This is a genomic window from Sporosarcina newyorkensis, from assembly GCF_900167515.1.
In the GTDB taxonomy this organism is placed as follows: Bacteria; Bacillota; Bacilli; order Bacillales_A; family Planococcaceae; genus Sporosarcina; species Sporosarcina newyorkensis.
Map to the genome: position 1 here is coordinate 639390 of NZ_FUYJ01000001.1, position 17807 is coordinate 657196.

The window sequence follows — 17807 nt, forward strand, 5'->3', positions numbered from 1 at the left end:
TCCCCACCACTTAACACCCTTTCAGGTTGTTTGAAGTGGGGGCTTCTCGACTTATCGCTGCTTTTACTAGCCAACGAAAACTGACCGAGCTACCCCTCTTGTTCCAAGAGTTTTTGTTTTGATTTCACGGTAATGCTACCATCAATTTCCCTTCATTTCGACTGTTGATGGCGGCGTTCCAATCTCTATCAGATTCGAACCCGCACGCACAGGAGTAGAGTCGTTCAGAAAGGGCAACCTTTTTTACATGTCCGCAATTTGAGCAGGTTTTAGTTGAAGGAACCACTTGTTGATTTTGATAAGGTGCTTTCCTTGCTTCACCAACTTATAGTGCAGAAACGTGGTGAACATTCCCCATCCGTTGTCCGCAACACTTTTACCGAAGTGAAGGGATTGCGACATCCCTTTCATGTTGAGGGCTTCGATGACGACACAATCATATTTGTTTGCCAACTGACGAGATTTCTTGTGTAAGAAGTCCTTTCGTTGATTCGCCACCTGCTCATGTAGTGCAGCGACTTTGATTCGCTGTTTTTTGTATCAAGCGGAACCTTTCGTTCTGCGTGAAAGGACTTTCTGTTCCTTTGAAAGTTTTTCTTGTATCTGCCGATAGAAGCGAGAGTGATTGGACTTCTCGACCAAAGAAACTCTTTCCAAAGCCTCTTCTTCATTTCTGGAAATTCTTTTTTGATACGTCTCGAACTCGCACCCTTGTAAGCATTGATAAATTTCGAGGGTTCAGTGTTTGGGTGAGCCTTGAAAAATATGTGGACATGATTCTGATCATGATTCCATTCGACTAAAGAAATCATGTAATTTTTGCATAATCCGAGATCACATCGTCCATCGCTTTTCGGCGGTATTTGACGGCCATCATGAGATGATAATACAGTAAGAACAATGAATGATTGTTGCTATCCAAATTCATTGATACACCATTCCCTCTATCACCAGCCGAAATTCTTCCCCCCTTACCGTTGGGCTTAGCCTTGCACACGCTTGAAGAGGGAGACTTCTTTCGGGGAATGTTAAATAAAGACAGAAAGATGAGTGAAACATTGGTTAATCAACACACATAATATTACCAAATAAAAAAAGCCTTGCAGAAAACTCCCTGCAAGACGTATTTCAGACTTTCGCGACTCGGATTCGGCTCACCATCAGCCATGCGAGCAATCCCATGAAGATCACAAAATATGGCGGTTGAATATACGGTACTGCAAAATAACTCAAAGTCAGCAGCACACCGGCAGCCGTAATCGGTAAGCCGAAGAACGTGCCGTCAAACTCTTCGACATTATATCGAGCTAATCGCACAGCACCGGCTAAAATATAAAACAGCACTGCAGATAAACCAATCCATAATGTTTGTGACAAAGCAGCGTCATAGATGAGAATAGCCGGTGCTACCCCGAATGAAACTAAATCGCTTAGTGAATCAAGTTCTTTACCGAATAAAGACTCCATATTGTAGTGTCTTGCAACCATCCCATCGAATCGATCAAAAATAGCTGCAAAGAATATGAACATCAAACTCATATGCCCATGTCCTTTTAACACAAGTAATATTGCTATAATTCCTAAACTTAAATTGAAAAGTGTAATAATATTCGCCAATTGTGATTTGAGTTTAGTATAATCAAAATATCTGAATGAAAACATTTCATTGCCTCCTCACTGACTAATCCATTATAATCCTTTACAGAAGGGATGAAAAGATGAAAAAACATATTTTTAAAACATTTGTCGAGTTGACGGGGCATCCGATCAGTTCTTCAATTATAAAAAACTTCACTGCCTCCGCAATCAGTAAGCCATTGATCAAGCCATTTTCTTCATTCTATCGTATTCAGCAACAGGAAGCAGAATTCCCAATGAATGAATATAAAAGTTTGAATGCCTTTTTCACGAGGTCTCTGAAAGCCGGCAGCCGGCCAATTGATAACGATCCGAACACATTGATTTCACCAGTTGACGGGGTCTTGAGCTACTCAGGTCCTGTCAATGAACAACAGCAGTTTGTAGTGAAGGACAAAAACTACAGTATTACGGACCTTTTCGGCGATACAAGTAAAGCAGAACCTTATCAAAATGGTTATTATTATTTGTTTTACCTATCCCCTCAGCATTACCATCATTTCCACTACCCTGTTTCTGGAAAGTTGGTCAGTCGCTATGCATTAGGAACGACTTCCTATCCTGTAAACGATTTAGGAATTCGAATGAAAGATGAGCTGTTCTCCTCAAACTATCGGATTATTTCAGAGTTGGAAACTGCATGTGGCCGGGTTGCGATCGTTAAGGTCGGTGCGTTGAATGTCAATAGTATTCGTATTGCAGATTCTTCTAAGGACTGTGTGAAGGGTGAAGATTTTGGTCACTTTGCATTCGGTTCTACCGTGATTCTATTCATTGAAAACAAAAACTCTCTCGCTCCGCTAAATCTACCTTTTACAGAAGTGCAGGTCGGTGATAAAATCGGAGAGTGGCAATATTAAATAGATGAGGTTTTCTAATGGAACAGATTCAAGAATATATAGCGCAGTATGGATATCTCTCCATTTTTTTCTTTTTGGCGCTAGGTATTTTCGGTTTACCGCTGCCAGATGAATTGCTCGTAACATTTGCTGGTTATTTAGCATCTGCCGGGACATTTCATTTCGTATTTGCAATGATTTTCACGATTTCCGGTGTAATGGTCGGAACATTGTTCACATATATGATCGGAAGGAAGATTGGCAAGCCGCTCGTTCATCGTTTCGGCCGCTATTTATTTCTCTCGCCCCATCGTATGCAAAAGGTGGAGCAATGGTTTATGGCATACGGTTCTTGGGCAGTAACGATTGGTTATTTCTTACCGGGTATGCGCCATTTTGTTTGTTATGTTTCAGGAATGAGCGGGATGAGCGTAAGACGTTATATTTTATTCGCAATTCCAGGTGTGATCGTGTCGACAATGATTTGCATCCTTCTCGGCTATTTCATTCGACTGCCTTTTTTCTAAATCTTTACTGTAAAAAAATAAAGCGTATTCGAGAGTGGGGTCTCGAATACGCTTTTTCCAGCTGGAGTATTAAATTGTAAATCTATCGATAGAGGATCGTAAATCTTCCGCCAATGAAAGCAAGCGGTTCGTGTACTGATCCATCTCTTCAACTGTGACGAGCTGTCGATTGGCTGCATTCGTCACTTCGCCGATATAATCGGATGCATCTCTTGCAGTAGCCGCCATTTCTTCCATCGCCGCACTGACTTCTTCTGAACTTGCTGACATCTCCTCAGAAACGGCACTCATTTCCCCAATATCATTGCTGATTTGTGCAATGGAACGAACGATTTCCTCAAAGCGATCGCCTAGTTGGTTGATCACATCCAATCCTTTTATGACGTTAGCATCCCCTTGTTCAGCAGCTTTCACTGCGTCTCCCGTATGAGATTGTACGCTATCGATCAGACGATTAATTTGTGAAGCAGAATCTGCTGTCTGCTCGGACAGTTTACGTACTTCACTCGCAACGACCGCAAATCCTTTCCCGGCATCTCCAGCTCGTGCAGCTTCAATCGAAGCATTCAATGCAAGTAAATTGGTCTGTTCCGAAATATCCGTTATCATTTTAGATATTTGTCCGATCTCCAATGCTTCGTCTGCCAATTGTCGGATAGCGTTGGTGGATTGGGCAGTTGTCGCTTGTATACTATTCATTTGTTGTACGGAAGTTTGGACCGCTACATGCCCCTCACTCACACGCTCTGTAATATAATCGGAGTTGCCCGCAATACTAGCCGCAATTTCTGCCACATTTTGAATACCTGTAGACATTTCCTCCATCGCTCGTGCGCTATCTTCGGACATTTGCACTTGCATTTCGGAACCGTGATCCACTTGTTCGATCGCAGATGAAATGTCATTTGACATCTTGGTCACTTCCTCGGATTTTCGGTCGAGCAACTGTGAGGAGTCCGCTATATTTTCAGCCCCGTTGCGCACGTTATCGATCATATCTTTCATATTGTCCGTCATCCTCACTAGCGTATGAGACAGTGAGCCAATTTCATCATTTCTCCGTAAGTAACGTGCAGGTATTTCATAAGAAAAACTCCCTTCCGCAATTTGCTCGCCTATGCTTTTCACCACTTGAATTGGTTTACTGATCGATCTGGCCATGAAATAGGCAATTATAATCCCTAAAAGAATAATAACCACTACTACTATAAAGAAATCTTTTTTTAATTGCGTCATACCGCTTAGCATATCTTCCATTGGAGAAGCAATAACCACTTTCCACCCATTTTCCATTGTGTCAAATCCAACGTAGCGATCCTTCTCTTTATAATAGTAGTTGATCAAACCTTGATTTAGGGTCAGTATCTCTTTTATTCTGCTCCCTTTATCAGACTGTTTCTTTGACTCTTCTACTAAATTTAAAAAGTTGATTTCATCGTTCACCAATGTTCTATCCGGGTGACCAATGAATTTGCCGTTTTCATCTAAAATATAGGCATACCCATTCTTTCCGAATGTAACTCCTTCTACGATAGAGCTTAAATAATCTCCATCAATACGCCCTAATAAAAGTGCGGGTTCACTGTCCTCTGTTAAAATGGGTGTCGCCATCATGAAAACCGGTTCTTCTGTTACACGACTAATAATCGAGCTGGATAAAGTTGTTTTCCCGTTAAATGCCTCAATCACATATGGACGGTCACTTAAATCCGCTGTCGTTCCATCAAGATAATGCGAAATTCCATCGGCTGTTACGATTGCAAAAGTTAGATAATCTGATTGACTGTCCAATTGTTTTGCCAAATATTCTGATTGTATTTTAAAATCCATACTTCTTACTTCCTGACTCTTTGCAAGCGCTTCAATTTCTAAGTATTTTCTCTTGAAATGTTCATCGATATAATCTGAAGTGTCTTTGGATTTTTCAGTCAATGTAATTTCAGACTGATACAACAGAGCTTTCGAGCTGTTTTGCGCAGTAAAAAAGCCAAGCAACACACTTCCCCCAACTACTAGTAACACAATTGACAAAATAAGCTTAGAACCAATCGTTCTCATACAGCACCCCTAGATTCATTTTTCTTTTGTATGCTGATTGCACTAGTTGAATTAGTCAATTTATCCTACTTTCTATTATAGTTTTATTGGAAAGAAAAAACAATAACAAAATTTTTAGTAAACTACTACTATATATATTTGACCGTTATTTACGCTAGACATCCAACCACGTTATGATATGAGAAAAAACGCCTAGCATTATGCCAGACGTTTTGTTACCAATTTAGTTGTTCTTCATAATCCTTGATCCATTGTATACAGCTGGCGATACCGTTCATTCATACTGAGCAATTCTTCATGCGTTCCTTGCATGATGATTTCCCCGTCCTCCATGAAAAGGATTGTATCCATTTTCTCCATACCCATCAAATGATGGGTAATCCATACGACTGTCTTGTCTTGCAAAGATTGATGGAGCGTCTCAACCAAAGAATATTCTGTCACCGGATCTAACCCTACAGTCGGTTCATCCAAAATGACGACTGGTGTTTCCTTTAGGAGTATTCTTGCAAGCGCAATTCGCTGGCGTTCACCGCCAGAAAAACGCTGCCCTGTTTCCTCCATCTGAGTTTTCAATCCTGCAGGAAGAGACTGTAAATATTCGTGCAAACCTACTTGTTCAGCTACTCGGTTGACGTCTTCAAGGACAGCTTGGTAATCACCCAATTTCATATTATTTTCTACAGTCGTAGCGAATAGATACGGTTTTTGATTCAACACACTCATTACGTCATACACGGAATCTCCATACTGACTAACTGGTTGACCATTGACATGGACGTCGCCTTCTGTCGGCTCGAGTGTGCCAAGCAATAATTGGATCAGTGTAGATTTTCCAGCCCCGCTCTTACCTAGCACTGCAACTTTTTCACCAGGTCGAATGGAAAGGTTGATGTTCTTTACTGCATCCGCTGGTTGATTTTCATAACGATAACGAACATTTTGGAGTTCAATCGTAACATCAAGATGTTCATTCGGCATTTCAAGCAGCTGCACATATTCGGGACTCTGCCGATGTATGCGATCGATACGTTGTAAGGATGCATCATAGGCAGGCATGCGCTCAACTGCATGCGAAACTGGAATCAATCCTTCCAAAATTGGCAATGTCACCAAAGTGAAGGCTGCAATATACGTAGGGAGCAATAATCCATCCGCTGCTTGTTGACCAGCCCACACACCAACTACCAATACAAGAATACCTGAGAAAATCTGAAGTTGTACGGTTCGAGATTGTTGCCAATAAGCAATTTTCTTATCGATTTCGTGACTTGCATGGCTCTCTTTTTGGAAAGCTGATAAGAATTGTTCTTTGCGCCCACTGATAATCCAATCGCGCAGACCGAAGATTCCTTCGGTCATTGTGTTGTACAATTGACTATGCAGCTTTTTAGATTGTTGCTGGTTTTTCTTCATTAAATAAAGAGAAGCCATCGGATAGATGAAGACCACAACTGCAAGACAAAGTGCCATAACGAGTGCGAATTTCCAATCATATACCGCCAGCACGATCACCGAAAAGCTATAGAGGAATAAACCGATGACTGTCGGAAATAGCGTTCGAATATAGACGTCTTGCAAATGTTCGATGTCATCCGCAAGTGTACCGAGTAAATCACCGGTCTGAAAGCGTGAGCGAATGAACAATGCTTGCGGCTCCAACACATGGTAAAGACGAACACGCATATCAGCAATAATCTTCAAAACCGCATTGTGGCCAAGCAACCGTTCCACATAGCGAAGAGCAGCACGCGAAATTCCAAACGTCCGAACCGCTACGATTGGAATATAGACAAGCAAAATTGTTTCGGGACGTTCAGATGTCCTCGAAATCAAATAACCTGAAGTGAATGTTAACATCGCCGCAGACAAGATCGTCAATGCGCCTAAAATGATTGTGGACCACAATGTCTTCTTATATTTACGGACATACGGAAAAATATGATGTTGGTAAAGATTCATACTGCATGCCCCTTTCCGCGTGCTTCCAGCAGTCGACAATAGGCTCCGTCCGCGCCGATAAGCTCTTCATGAGAACCCGTCTCTACAACCTTGCCATTTTCCAGCACAATGATCGTATCCATATCTTGCATCCAATGTATTCGATGCGTCGCAAACACAACGAGTTTATCTTCAAGTAAGGGTAATAACATCTGCTTCAATTCATGCTCTGTCTCCACATCCAAATGTGCTGTCGGTTCGTCAAACAATAAAATTTGGCGACGTTGGAGCAAAGAACGCGCGACTGCAATCCGTTGCTCTTCTCCCCCGCTTAATGAACGTCCGCCTGCGCCAATCCGTTCATCGTAACCATTCGGTAAAGTCGTGATCAACTGATCAAGGCCAACTCTTTTCGCGGCTTCCGTCACTTCTTCTAACGATGCATCGGGCTCATAAAAGCGAATATTATTGATTACTGAATCTGGAAATATCGTTGGGTGTTGCGGAATATAGGCGACTTGATCTTGCCATTCCGCAGTCGACAAGTGAGGCAGCTCTTGCCCATCCAGCAAGCAAGCCCCACCGGTCGGCACTGTGAAACCCGATAATACATCGATCAATGTGGACTTTCCTGCGCCTGAATGGCCAATTACCCCCACTTTTCCGTAACCCTGCATTTTCATAGTAAGACCTTTAAATATAGTCTGTTCTTCCATCTTGACCTCTAGATTTTTCAGCTCTAATGAAGATTCAGCATTCCAGCGTCGAATTGTTTTTTCTAAAACAAGCGATTCTGGCTCAGCCTCTTCTAAAATAGCGTGAATTTGCATACTTGCATCTTTACCGTCAGCGGTTGCGTGAAAATCATTTCCAAGCTCCCGTACAGGAGAAAAATATTCAGGCGCTAAAATCAAAATTGCTAAAGATGGTTCAAGCAACATCTGGCCATTGATCAAACGCAATCCGAGCTCCACCGCTACAACAGCCACCGACAGGCTTGCAAAGAAATCCAATGAAAAAGACGATAGAAATGCGTAGCGCAACGAACGATTGGTCGCGATACGATACTTATTACTGACCGTTGCGATAGACTGCTCATGAGCACGGCTGTGGCCTAAATACTTTAACGTGACGATACCGCGCAATGAATCAACAAAATGTCGTGATAGCAATCGATACGTATCCATCTGGTCATCAATCTTTTTCTGAGAGACCATTCCAATCAGAATTAAAAAAATGATCAAGATCGGCAAAACGATAAGCAATGTGATCGCGGACATTTTATCAAGTGTAAAAACATAGACCAAAATCACAAATGGAACAATCGCCATTGAGAGAGAACGCGGTAAGAGCAACTCCAAATACTTACGGAACTTTGGAACCCCCTCTAGCCCAAGTGTCACCAGATGACCCGAACCATACTTTCCGACTGCTTGAGGACCGATCGTAAAAATCTTGCGCAGCAATTGCTGTTCGTAATCCTTCGCTGTTCGATCGGCAAATCTATATGCAATTCGCTCCTTCCCCCATTGAATGAGGTGGCGAATGCTGTTGGCAACGATAAAAATCACAAATGACCGAAGTGCAATACTTCCTTCGGCACCTTGGAACAATTGTGTAATGGCTTTCGCCAAGTAAATTGCTTGGAAAACGATGGCAATTGACTGAACTACAGTTAGTAGTCCAATCAACGCCAACACTTGTTTACTTCCTTTATATTGAAGCAAGTATTTATCCATTAGTATTCTAGATGCTCCTTATCACCTGTCAATCGTTTACGGAACACATAATAACTCCAGATTGTATACGCCAAAACGATTGGCACCATAGTAAATGCTACGATCGTCATGATTTTCAGTGAATACTCTCCTGAAGCCGCTTCTGCGATCGACATATTAAATGCCGGATCCATTGTACTGATCATGACGTTCGGGAACAAAGCAATGAAGAAGCTAGCCATGACAATCACTAAGATTAATCCTGTCATGGTGAAACTTAGGCCTTCCCGCTTTGTTTTCAGGAAGAAAAATAATAAACCATACAATACTAGGGCCACGCTGTACAACGGGACTAGAATCGTTCCCCGATCTGAAAATGCACCAGTATCTATATAGGTGAAAACCATGAACAGTACGACAACCACCCCTGTAAGCCCATACACCTTAAGAGCTGCGGAATTGGCTCGCTCCCGCAAGCTGCCTACTGTTTTCAAACCGATGAATAAAAGCCCGTGCAAGTACGACAACATAACAAAAGTGACACCGCCGATTACAGTATAGACATTAATGAAGTCAGTGAATCCTGCATACATATTCATTTCACTGTCAATCGGTAATCCTTGTATCAAACTCGTGAAAAATACACCGAATAGGAAAGGCGGCAGCAAACTTCCAAAGAAAATCGCCCAATCCCAAGTTTTGACCCAAGCTTCCGAGTCACCTTTTCCACGGAACTCAAATGCTACTCCCCTGACGATCAGCGCCAGCAATAGAACAACGAAAGGCAGATAGTATCCACTGAAGACTGTTGCATACCAATGAGGAAATGCCGCAAACATGGCGCCTCCAGCAGTGATCAGCCATACTTCATTGGCATCCCAGACAGGGCCGATCGTATTGATGATGATCCGTTTATCGGTATCATCTTTCGCCAAAAACTTCGTACTCATCCCGACACCGAAGTCAAAGCCTTCCAAGAATATGAACCCAATAAACAGGACAGCTATCAATATGAACCAAATATCACTTAACGGCATGTCCGGCACCTCCTGTATCAAACGGATCTGTTGCGGAAACATCCGCTTCTGGTCTCTCTTCCGGTCCTCGCTGGATAAACTTTACGAACAACACAACCATGATAATACCTAGGATTGTATAGATTGTAGAGAATGATATGAGCGAAAATAGAATCTGTCCGGCCGAAACGTTCGGTGAAATGCCATCTGCTGTTTTCATCAAGCCATTCACTACCCACGGCTGACGACCCATTTCCGACATAATCCATCCGAACGAGTTACCAATAAACGGCAGGAATATCCCCGCGATCAGTAAACGCAAGAACCAAACCGACTCGGCAATCTTTTTTCGATACATGAGAAACAGTCCTACTGTACCTAGTCCGAGGAGCACGCCGCCCATCACGACCATGATACGAAAACTCCAGAATGTCGTTTTTACAGGAGGAATATAACTGCCTTCTCCGTGCTTTTCAATCATTTTCGCTTCCAGTGCATTCATACCTTCGACTTTTCCTTTGAATTCACTGTACGTCAAGTAGCTCAACATGTATGGAATATCAATGCGGCTAGTCGTTTCACGATTTTCCACATCAATATTCGCAAACAATGTCCACGCAGCAGGGTCTCCACTATCTTCCCATAATCCTTCTGCAGCTGCCATTTTCATTGGCTGTGCATGCATTAGGTATTGTGCTTGAGAGTGTCCGGAGAATGCAATTCCCACGCCAGACAACATGCCGATGACCAATGAAATGGTCAGTGACTTTTTAAAGAAGTCCACTTTACGTTTCTTAATCAAATACCATGCGCTGACCCCTGCTACGAAAAATGCACCGGTTGCGAAACTGCCGAAAACCGTATGTGGAAATGCAACCCATAACTTCTCATTCAACAGAACGGCCATAATATCATTCATTTCCGCCCGCCCATTTTGCAATACATAGCCTGTTGGGTTTTGCATGAACGAGTTGGCCGCCAATATCCAAAACGCAGACATAACTGTGCCGATTGAAACAAGCCAAATACACGCTAAATGTAATTTTTTCGGTAACTTATTCCATCCGAAAATCCAAATTCCGATAAAGGTGGATTCCAGGAAAAATGCCAATAATGCTTCAACTGCCAGTGGGGCGCCAAATATATCCCCTACAAATCTAGAATAAGCAGACCAGTTCATGCCAAATTGAAATTCTTGAATGATCCCGGTCACCACTCCGATGGCGAAATTAATGAGAAAGAACACACTCCAAAATTTGGTCATTTTTAAATAGATTTCGTCTTTTTTCACCACATACATCGTTTGCATGATCGCAATAACCAATGCCAAGCCAATAGACAGTGGTACGAAAATAAAATGGAATAGTGTGGTGGATGCAAATTGTATTCTTGCTAATAGAACTTCCTCCATTTTCCATGATCTCCTTTCGATCTTTGTTTCTATTACCTACAATAACGTAGTTCGAAAAAGAGTTCGTGAACAATCTGCGTAGTTCCTGTTACAAAGCTGCAAACTTATGTCCGAATTGTACAGAAGTTATGGCGGCTTTGTAACAACAAGTTCAGACCTTGCGAATTCCTTAAAACGGCTACCTTTATCAGGAAATCAAGGCAAAAAAGTCATATGAATTCGAGTATTGCGTGGCTCTGGTTTTTGTATAACGAAAGAATGTTGTTCTTTGAGACAATTACTTAAGGGAAGGTAATTTGGATGTGCGGCTGGAGTGATTCTTTCGGTTGTGGTTTAGAACGGTATGTTTTTTGGTTCAGACTGGAGGCATTTTAGTACGATTCAACAAAACTCTGCTCCTTTCTCCAGCTTCCATTGCTCAATAACAAAAGAAAAGGCTGTCACTGAAAGACAATTGCAACTTTCAGTGACAGCCTTATGGGATAATATTTCTCTATAGATTACAACTCGTCCAACACTTCCATCACTTTCTCGTAATCCGGATGGCCTTTATGCAGATATATAATGAAGTGATCTTTTCGTTTGGCTGCTAGGCGTTCATGTTTTGTTTCAGTTGTCACCTCTAAATAGCCCGTTTTGTCGACTTCTGATAAACGTTCATCTGAAGGTGATAATTTGTAAAGATTAAGGGGCATCAAGGCTTCTTTATTCACTATAAGTGTCATGCCGCTTACTGCTCCGAATAGTTCCACATCTGCTTCCATCGGTTCGCTCACTTCAAAACCTGCTGTCTCTAATTTCTTATGTACCTGCTCAAAAAAAGCTTCATCTGTTAATGCTGGGATTACCACATTTTCCTCCTGCGGCTTATTCACTTCGGGTTTTTCTTCTGATTCATTCTTTTCATCATTGCATGCACTAAGCAATAAGCTGGTAAGTACGGTAAGCAAAACGAACAATCTACTCGTTGATTTCATCGATTAACATCCTTTCTTTCAAACTATTTCTTTTGTTATTATACCTCATTGCAACTTTTTTCGTTAGCCGATACCTTTTTCTAGACAAACAGCAAGCTAAAAATTAAGATATAATATATATCATTTAATAACTTATATCTAACAGTAATAGTTATCAGATGATAATTATTATAAATAACTCTTTTCTTTTAATAAATGCTCTGCTATAATGGTAATTGTAGATAAAAAAAGAACTGATTGGGAGGAATTTTATATGTCAATTAACGAGAACGATTCTCAAAGAAGAAAGCTTACTACAGCAGCTGGTGCTCCTGTAGTTGATAACCAAAACTCTATGTCTGCAGGTTCAAGAGGTCCGCTTTTGCTGCAGGACGTTTGGTTATTGGAAAAGTTAGCACATTTTGACCGCGAAGTTATTCCTGAGCGACGCATGCACGCGAAAGGTTCAGGAGCTTACGGTACATTTACTGTCACGCATGATATTACGCAATATACGAAAGCTAAGCTGTTTTCAGAGATTGGTAAACAGACTGAGATGTTCGCACGTTTTTCAACTGTTGCTGGTGAACGCGGAGCAGCGGATGCGGAGAGAGATATTCGAGGATTTGCATTAAAATTCTATACGGAGGAAGGTAACTGGGATTTAGTCGGCAATAATACACCGGTATTCTTTTTCCGTGACCCATTGCAATTCCCAGATTTGAACCACGCCGTTAAACGAGACCCGCGGACGAATCTAAGAAGCCCGAAAAACAACTGGGATTTCTGGACTTCCCTGCCTGAAGCGCTTCACCAAATCACTATCATCATGAGCGACCGTGGTATACCAAGATCGTATCGTGAAATGCATGGTTTCGGCAGCCACACATACAGCATGATTAATGCGAACAATGAACGTCATTGGGTGAAGTTTCATTTCCGTTCTCAACAAGGGATTGCAAACTTAACTGATGAAGAGTCTGCTGCAACAATTGCTACTGACCGTGAGAGTGCTCAGCGTGACTTACTGTCCAATATCGATAATGGAAACTTCCCGAAATGGAAAATGTATATCCAGGTCATGACGGAAGAGCAAGCGATGGAAATGCCCTACAACCCTTTCGATTTGACAAAAGTTTGGTATAAAAAGGACTTCCCTTTAATTGAAGTTGGAGAATTTGAGCTAAACCGTAACCCAGATAACTATTTTGCGGAAGTGGAACAAGCCGCGTTCACACCAGCTGCAATCGTCCCAGGCATCGGTTTCTCTCCTGACAAAATGTTGCAAGGCCGCCTATTCTCTTATGGTGACGCGCAGCGCTACCGTCTAGGCGTCAATCATCATCAAATTCCAGTCAACGCACCAAAATGTCCATTCCATAGTTTCCATCGCGACGGCGCAATGCGTGTTGACGGGAACCACGGTGCTACAATGCATTATGAACCAAACAGCTACGGCGAGTGGCAAGAACAACCTGATTTCAAAGAACCACCACTTAAAATTCATGGCGATGCAGATCATTGGAATTTCCGTGAGGATGACGATGACTACTTCACACAGCCAGGAAAATTATTCAATCTATTAAGCAGTGAAGAACAAGAACGCTTATTCAACAATACTGCTCGTAATATGGGAGATGCTCCTAAAGAAATCAAAATCAAGCATATCCGCCACTGTTATTTAGCAGATCCGAGATATGGTGAAGGTGTCGCAAAAGCATTGGACATTCCAATGGCAGATGTAGACATTGAAAATACTACAACACTCGTCTAAGAATAAAACATATAAAAGCGCTTGGAGTTCATTCTCCAAGCGCTTTTGTCTGAACATTATTTTTCTCCTACGCCATTCAAAATATTAGCGATGATTAATCCTGTAATAATGGCGACCACACTCATGACAAATGGCGTGCCACTTTCAGGGATTCCCGGGAAAATAACAAAAATGGAACCAATAATGAGACCTAGGATGACCGCAAACATTCCGGTATGGAAATGAGTCAACAACATGCGAATAAGTTTACTGCTCACCACAAATCCAACAGCGATTCCGACACCTGTAACTAAAATAATCGGAATATTAAAGTCTGAAATTGCTGTAATAACAGTCGTGTAGACGCCAAGCAGCAATAGCACAAAAGATCCGCTCACACCTGGCAACAACATGGCCATACTTCCTGCCCATCCGGAAAAAAATAATATAACCGCTGTCTTTCCTGTCAGATGTGTGATGAGACTAGGATCCGCCGGCTTAATAAATATGGTAGAGGCAAGTCCTGCTGCCACAACTAACATTAATATTATATGGTGAAACTTAAAACTTTTTCTCAATCCTGCCTGCTTGGAAACAAACGGAATTACGCCTACGATCAACCCTAAGAAGAAATATTGAGTAGGTTCATGATAATGCTTCAATAAATAAGAAATTACTTTACTGAATAAGATAATGGTCGCACCCATCCCAATGCCAAGTGGAAGCAAGAATCCAATATGTTTTTTCCACTCTCTGCTGAAAAATCCGCTTATCGAGATAAGCAATCGATCATATATTCCTAATATGAAAGCAATTGTTCCACCACTCACACCTGGGATCAAATCACTGATTCCCATTAAAAACCCTCGATATAAATTTTTCCACTCCATGCGTATTGTTCCTCCAATAAAATTCATTCCATACAGTATATCACGCAGTCAACTGTTAATAACATGACACCATTTTTCTTTAATGCTCATTTGGACTGATATTCTTACTGTATGTCCATCCTCTACTAAATAGGACTAGTACAAAACAAAAGTTGTTCCATTGTTAGAAGTAAAACAATGAAACAACTTTAAATTAGTAATTTTCTAATTCAGAAACGGTTACAAATGAATAACCTTGAGATTGCAAGTAAGCCATAACGGATTCCAAACCATCTGCTGTTGCTTTATGGATGTCGTGCATCAAAATAATGCTCCCATCACGCGTATGAGCTTTCACTATTGCTAATAGTTTTTGAGGATTGTGATGTTTCCAGTCCAAGGTGTCAACATCCCACATTACTACAGGTAAATTTGTAATAGCTCGCACACGATCATCGACTGCGCCATATGGTGGTCTGAAAACAGTTGCGGGTTGTCCGATTACTTCTTGAATGATATCCGTAGTCCCCTGTACTTCGTCATAGAGCTTTTTATCCGGTACTTTTGTTAACGAAGGATGGTTCCATGAATGGTTGCCTAGTTCGTGACCAGCTTCGGCAACCTGCTGTGCAATTTCCGGATAATATTCAACGCGGCTTCCTAACATGAAAAACGTCGCTTTTGCATCGTATTTCTTCAGTGTCTCAAGAATTCTTACAGTGGATTTCGGATCAGGACCGTCGTCAAATGTGAGTGCGACTTTTTTGCCCTCAGACTTTTCAGCGACCTCCACTTGATACTCTTCAGCTAAAAATGGATTTAACTTTTCTAAGGGGACTTCCACAATTGCCGGGCCTGCTGACTCTTCCGTAACAACGCCTGCATCATAATAAAAAATGATTTTGTCGTCAGTCAAAGAAAAATTACGATAATTTTTCCATAAAGGTTCCGTCGGCGTCCAGACATTTTCCGCTAGGAGTATGTCTTTGAATTCAGGATTTTGATAAATATGATCACGAACTACTTTAGCAATCCGTTTTAGTTTTTCAACGTCTCCACCAACCAAGTCCGTCATCTTAATTCCTTTACCTGTTTCTGGCTGGATATGGAATGTACGAATCTCTGTCTGGCTATCACTTTCACTCGTTGAAATTGTTGTCAGCATAACGAATGAGTAGTTCCCTGACTTATGCTGTACTGTTTCAAATGAAATATTCAATTCTTTTGGTGTTGTACTGTTTTTATCCGAATCAGATTTCAAATAACGTGTTTTCCATTGATCTATGTACTCCAATATCTCGTCATTAAAATCTGTAAACTCGGTTTGAGGGTACTGGATTGCAAACGGATTATTTGGATCATTGGTAGTTTCAGTGACAATTTTTACGCCTGGAAAATTTGAGTCGCTTGAGTCGACCAATATTTCCGGCTTCGTCTCTTTTTTTGATTTATTTGGAGATGCATTTGTCGACCGGTCAGATGTGTTAAATATTAACAGTAATGCAATGGCTGTCATTGCCATGATTGCACTTGAAAACGCAACATCGATCCATAGCGAACGGCGTTTTCTCTTTTTGAACTTCATAGAAAGACTCCTTTTTTCGATATTTCTTAATCTTTGAAACTACCTAAAATTGCTTTATTCAGTTTGATCGGACAAATCTCTTCTGTATGCAGTCAGCTATGGTAGATTTATAGCGAAAACTAAAAAAGTATGTCTATTTATTAGTATACAATAAATTTATAACTAAACAAGAATTTGATAGAATCTCTCAATATTTTTTCATTAAGTAGATTGGGCAATCCCCTGAAGATATACTTTTCCTGAAATCGGATTTATGGTATAATATCCAAGGCCCGAATCTTGCAAATCCGGGTGTAAGGGGAACTTACCATCTCCTTTGATACACACCGATCTCGGCTGTTATCTATTGCAAAGAGAAAACAGAAGGCGGTAATTAAAATGGAAAAGAATGAATATCGAGTATTGTTGTTTTACAAGTACGTCCACGTGGAAAATCCTGAGGAATTCGCTGCTGAACACCTGGCATTCTGTAAGGAAACTGGACTAAAGGGACGAATCCTAGTTGGTGAAGAAGGTATTAACGGAACATGTTCAGGGACAATTGAACAAACTGACGCGTACATGGAACATATGAAAGCTGATCCGCGTTTCGCTGATATTTGGTTCAAAATCGATGAAACAGACGGTCACGCATTCAAAAAAATGCACGTACGACACCGACCCGAAATTGTTAATCTCAGCTTACCTGAAGATGTCAATCCTTTAGAGTTAACTGGTGAGTATTTGGAGCCTGAACAATTTCTAGAGCAGATGCAAGACGAAAACACAGTTGTTCTGGATGCCCGTAACGATTACGAGTATGACTTAGGCCATTTTCGCGGAGCAATCCGTCCAGATATCGAAAACTTCCGTGATCTACCTGAGTGGGTTCTAGAAAATAAAGAGCAACTAGAAGGTAAGAAAATATTGGCTTATTGTACAGGCGGTATCCGATGCGAGAAATTTACTGGCTGGTTGAAACGAGAGGGCTTTGAGGACGTAGCGCATTTACATGGCGGTATTGTTTCGTATGGTAAGGATCCTGTTGCAAAAGGACAGCTTTGGGATGGTCAGTGTTATGTATTTGATGAGCGTATCGCAGTTCCGATCAATCAAGTGGAGCATGTAGTCGTTGGCCGTGATCATTTTGACGGCACACCATGCGAACGCTATGTGAATTGTGCGAACCCGGAGTGTAATGCGAAAATCTTATGTTCTGAAGAGAATGAACATGTCTATATGCGCAGCTGTTCAGATGAATGTCGTGTACATCCACGCAATCGTTATTTCGTGGAACACGATTTAACGGTTGAGGAGTTTAACGATCGCTTAGCTAAAATTGAAGCGTTACGTTTAGAAGAGACAGTTTCATGATTGATTGAATAGACAACAGCCAACTTCCTAAAGTGGAGTTGGCTGTTTTTCTATTGACAGCGACTTTTTTATTAACGGCTTCTCGGCTCTTCACCAAAACACCTGCTTAACTAGGAGCCATATTGGTTCATCACCCCGAAGTG

At 41.5% G+C, this 17807-nt stretch carries 13 protein-coding genes and 2 pseudogenes; 4 read left to right on the forward strand and 11 right to left on the reverse strand.

Annotation, left to right across the window (positions count from 1 at the left end):
• Positions 1 to 124: 124 nt before the first annotated feature.
• From B5D59_RS03410 to pssA, 3 genes and pseudogenes are all read right to left on the reverse strand, one after another.
• Positions 125 to 693, reverse strand: a pseudogene (locus B5D59_RS03410) (RNA-guided endonuclease InsQ/TnpB family protein); the annotation flags it as partial.
• Positions 606 to 928 (reverse strand): annotated as a pseudogene (gene tnpA, locus B5D59_RS03415) (IS200/IS605 family transposase); the annotation flags it as partial. The pseudogenes tnpA and B5D59_RS03410, both read right to left, overlap by 88 nt.
• 200 nt (positions 929 to 1128) lie before the next feature.
• Complete coding sequence (gene pssA / locus B5D59_RS03420; protein WP_009497608.1) at positions 1129 to 1662, reverse strand: CDP-diacylglycerol--serine O-phosphatidyltransferase; 534 nt, start codon at positions 1660 to 1662, stop codon at positions 1129 to 1131.
• Positions 1663 to 1718: 56 nt separating this feature from the next.
• Between pssA and asd the strand changes: the two genes are divergently transcribed.
• Together asd and B5D59_RS03430 are read left to right on the forward strand one after the other, a co-directional pair.
• The gene (asd, locus tag B5D59_RS03425; protein WP_009497609.1) at positions 1719 to 2498 is read left to right on the forward strand and encodes an archaetidylserine decarboxylase; all 780 of its coding nucleotides are present in this window, start codon (positions 1719 to 1721) and stop codon (positions 2496 to 2498) included.
• Between the two features lie 17 nt (positions 2499 to 2515).
• Positions 2516 to 3004 (forward strand): DedA family protein, encoded by a 489-nt coding sequence (locus B5D59_RS03430; protein WP_078816850.1) that lies wholly within the window; start codon positions 2516 to 2518, stop codon positions 3002 to 3004.
• A 69-nt stretch (positions 3005 to 3073) separates the two neighbouring features.
• Here B5D59_RS03430 and B5D59_RS03435 read toward each other — a convergent pair whose 3' ends face one another.
• The 6 genes from B5D59_RS03435 to B5D59_RS03460 form a co-directional block, all read right to left on the reverse strand.
• Entirely contained in the window at positions 3074 to 5062 is a 1989-nt protein-coding gene (locus B5D59_RS03435) for a methyl-accepting chemotaxis protein (protein ID WP_078816851.1), read from the reverse strand.
• 234 nt (positions 5063 to 5296) lie between these two features.
• On the reverse strand, positions 5297 to 7024 hold the full coding sequence (cydC, locus tag B5D59_RS03440) for a thiol reductant ABC exporter subunit CydC (RefSeq protein ID WP_078816852.1): 1728 nt from the start codon (positions 7022 to 7024) through the stop codon (positions 5297 to 5299).
• The gene (gene cydD / locus B5D59_RS03445) at positions 7021 to 8742 is read right to left on the reverse strand and encodes a thiol reductant ABC exporter subunit CydD (protein ID WP_078816853.1); all 1722 of its coding nucleotides are present in this window, start codon (positions 8740 to 8742) and stop codon (positions 7021 to 7023) included. Before cydD ends, cydC begins: the two co-directional genes overlap by 4 nt.
• A complete protein-coding gene (cydB, locus tag B5D59_RS03450; RefSeq protein ID WP_009497613.1) occupies positions 8742 to 9758 on the reverse strand; it encodes a cytochrome d ubiquinol oxidase subunit II in 1017 nt (338 codons plus the stop codon). Before cydB ends, cydD begins: the two co-directional genes overlap by 1 nt.
• Positions 9745 to 11148 (reverse strand): cytochrome ubiquinol oxidase subunit I, encoded by a 1404-nt coding sequence (locus B5D59_RS03455; RefSeq protein ID WP_078816854.1) that lies wholly within the window; start codon positions 11146 to 11148, stop codon positions 9745 to 9747. Before B5D59_RS03455 ends, cydB begins: the two co-directional genes overlap by 14 nt.
• Positions 11149 to 11648: 500 nt before the next feature.
• Positions 11649 to 12125 carry a hypothetical protein gene (locus B5D59_RS03460; RefSeq protein WP_078816855.1) on the reverse strand — a complete coding sequence of 159 codons (477 nt, stop codon included), beginning with the start codon at positions 12123 to 12125 and terminating at the stop codon, positions 11649 to 11651.
• 253 nt (positions 12126 to 12378) lie between these two features.
• On the opposite strand from B5D59_RS03460, the gene B5D59_RS03465 reads away from it, so the two are divergent.
• Entirely contained in the window at positions 12379 to 13878 is a 1500-nt protein-coding gene (locus B5D59_RS03465) for a catalase (protein ID WP_171805924.1), read from the forward strand.
• Positions 13879 to 13934: 56 nt separating this feature from the next.
• Here the strand turns inward: B5D59_RS03465 and B5D59_RS03470 are convergent, their stop codons facing one another.
• A complete protein-coding gene (locus B5D59_RS03470) occupies positions 13935 to 14747 on the reverse strand; it encodes a DUF368 domain-containing protein (RefSeq protein ID WP_040759238.1) in 813 nt (270 codons plus the stop codon).
• Positions 14748 to 14940: 193 nt separating this feature from the next.
• Positions 14941 to 16311 (reverse strand): polysaccharide deacetylase family protein, encoded by a 1371-nt coding sequence (locus B5D59_RS18425; protein WP_009497619.1) that lies wholly within the window; start codon positions 16309 to 16311, stop codon positions 14941 to 14943.
• Positions 16312 to 16689: 378 nt separating this feature from the next.
• On the opposite strand from B5D59_RS18425, the gene trhO reads away from it, so the two are divergent.
• Positions 16690 to 17664, forward strand: coding sequence for an oxygen-dependent tRNA uridine(34) hydroxylase TrhO (gene trhO, locus B5D59_RS03480; RefSeq protein ID WP_040759240.1), 975 nt, complete (start codon positions 16690 to 16692; stop codon positions 17662 to 17664).
• The last annotated feature ends 143 nt before the right edge of the window (positions 17665 to 17807 follow it).

Coding starts and splice junctions, on each gene's coding strand:
- pssA (WP_009497608.1), bottom strand. CDS start 1,662: ATGTTTTCATTCAGATATTTTGATTATACTAAACTCAAATCACAATTG.
- asd (WP_009497609.1), top strand. CDS start 1,719: ATGAAAAAACATATTTTTAAAACATTTGTCGAGTTGACGGGGCATCCG.
- B5D59_RS03430 (WP_078816850.1), top strand. CDS start 2,516: ATGGAACAGATTCAAGAATATATAGCGCAGTATGGATATCTCTCCATT.
- B5D59_RS03435 (WP_078816851.1), bottom strand. CDS start 5,062: ATGAGAACGATTGGTTCTAAGCTTATTTTGTCAATTGTGTTACTAGTA.
- cydC (WP_078816852.1), bottom strand. CDS start 7,024: ATGAATCTTTACCAACATCATATTTTTCCGTATGTCCGTAAATATAAG.
- cydD (WP_078816853.1), bottom strand. CDS start 8,742: ATGGATAAATACTTGCTTCAATATAAAGGAAGTAAACAAGTGTTGGCG.
- cydB (WP_009497613.1), bottom strand. CDS start 9,758: ATGCCGTTAAGTGATATTTGGTTCATATTGATAGCTGTCCTGTTTATT.
- B5D59_RS03455 (WP_078816854.1), bottom strand. CDS start 11,148: ATGGAGGAAGTTCTATTAGCAAGAATACAATTTGCATCCACCACACTA.
- B5D59_RS03460 (WP_078816855.1), bottom strand. CDS start 12,125: ATGAAATCAACGAGTAGATTGTTCGTTTTGCTTACCGTACTTACCAGC.
- B5D59_RS03465 (WP_171805924.1), top strand. CDS start 12,379: ATGTCAATTAACGAGAACGATTCTCAAAGAAGAAAGCTTACTACAGCA.
- B5D59_RS03470 (WP_040759238.1), bottom strand. CDS start 14,747: ATGGAGTGGAAAAATTTATATCGAGGGTTTTTAATGGGAATCAGTGAT.
- B5D59_RS18425 (WP_009497619.1), bottom strand. CDS start 16,311: ATGAAGTTCAAAAAGAGAAAACGCCGTTCGCTATGGATCGATGTTGCG.
- trhO (WP_040759240.1), top strand. CDS start 16,690: ATGGAAAAGAATGAATATCGAGTATTGTTGTTTTACAAGTACGTCCAC.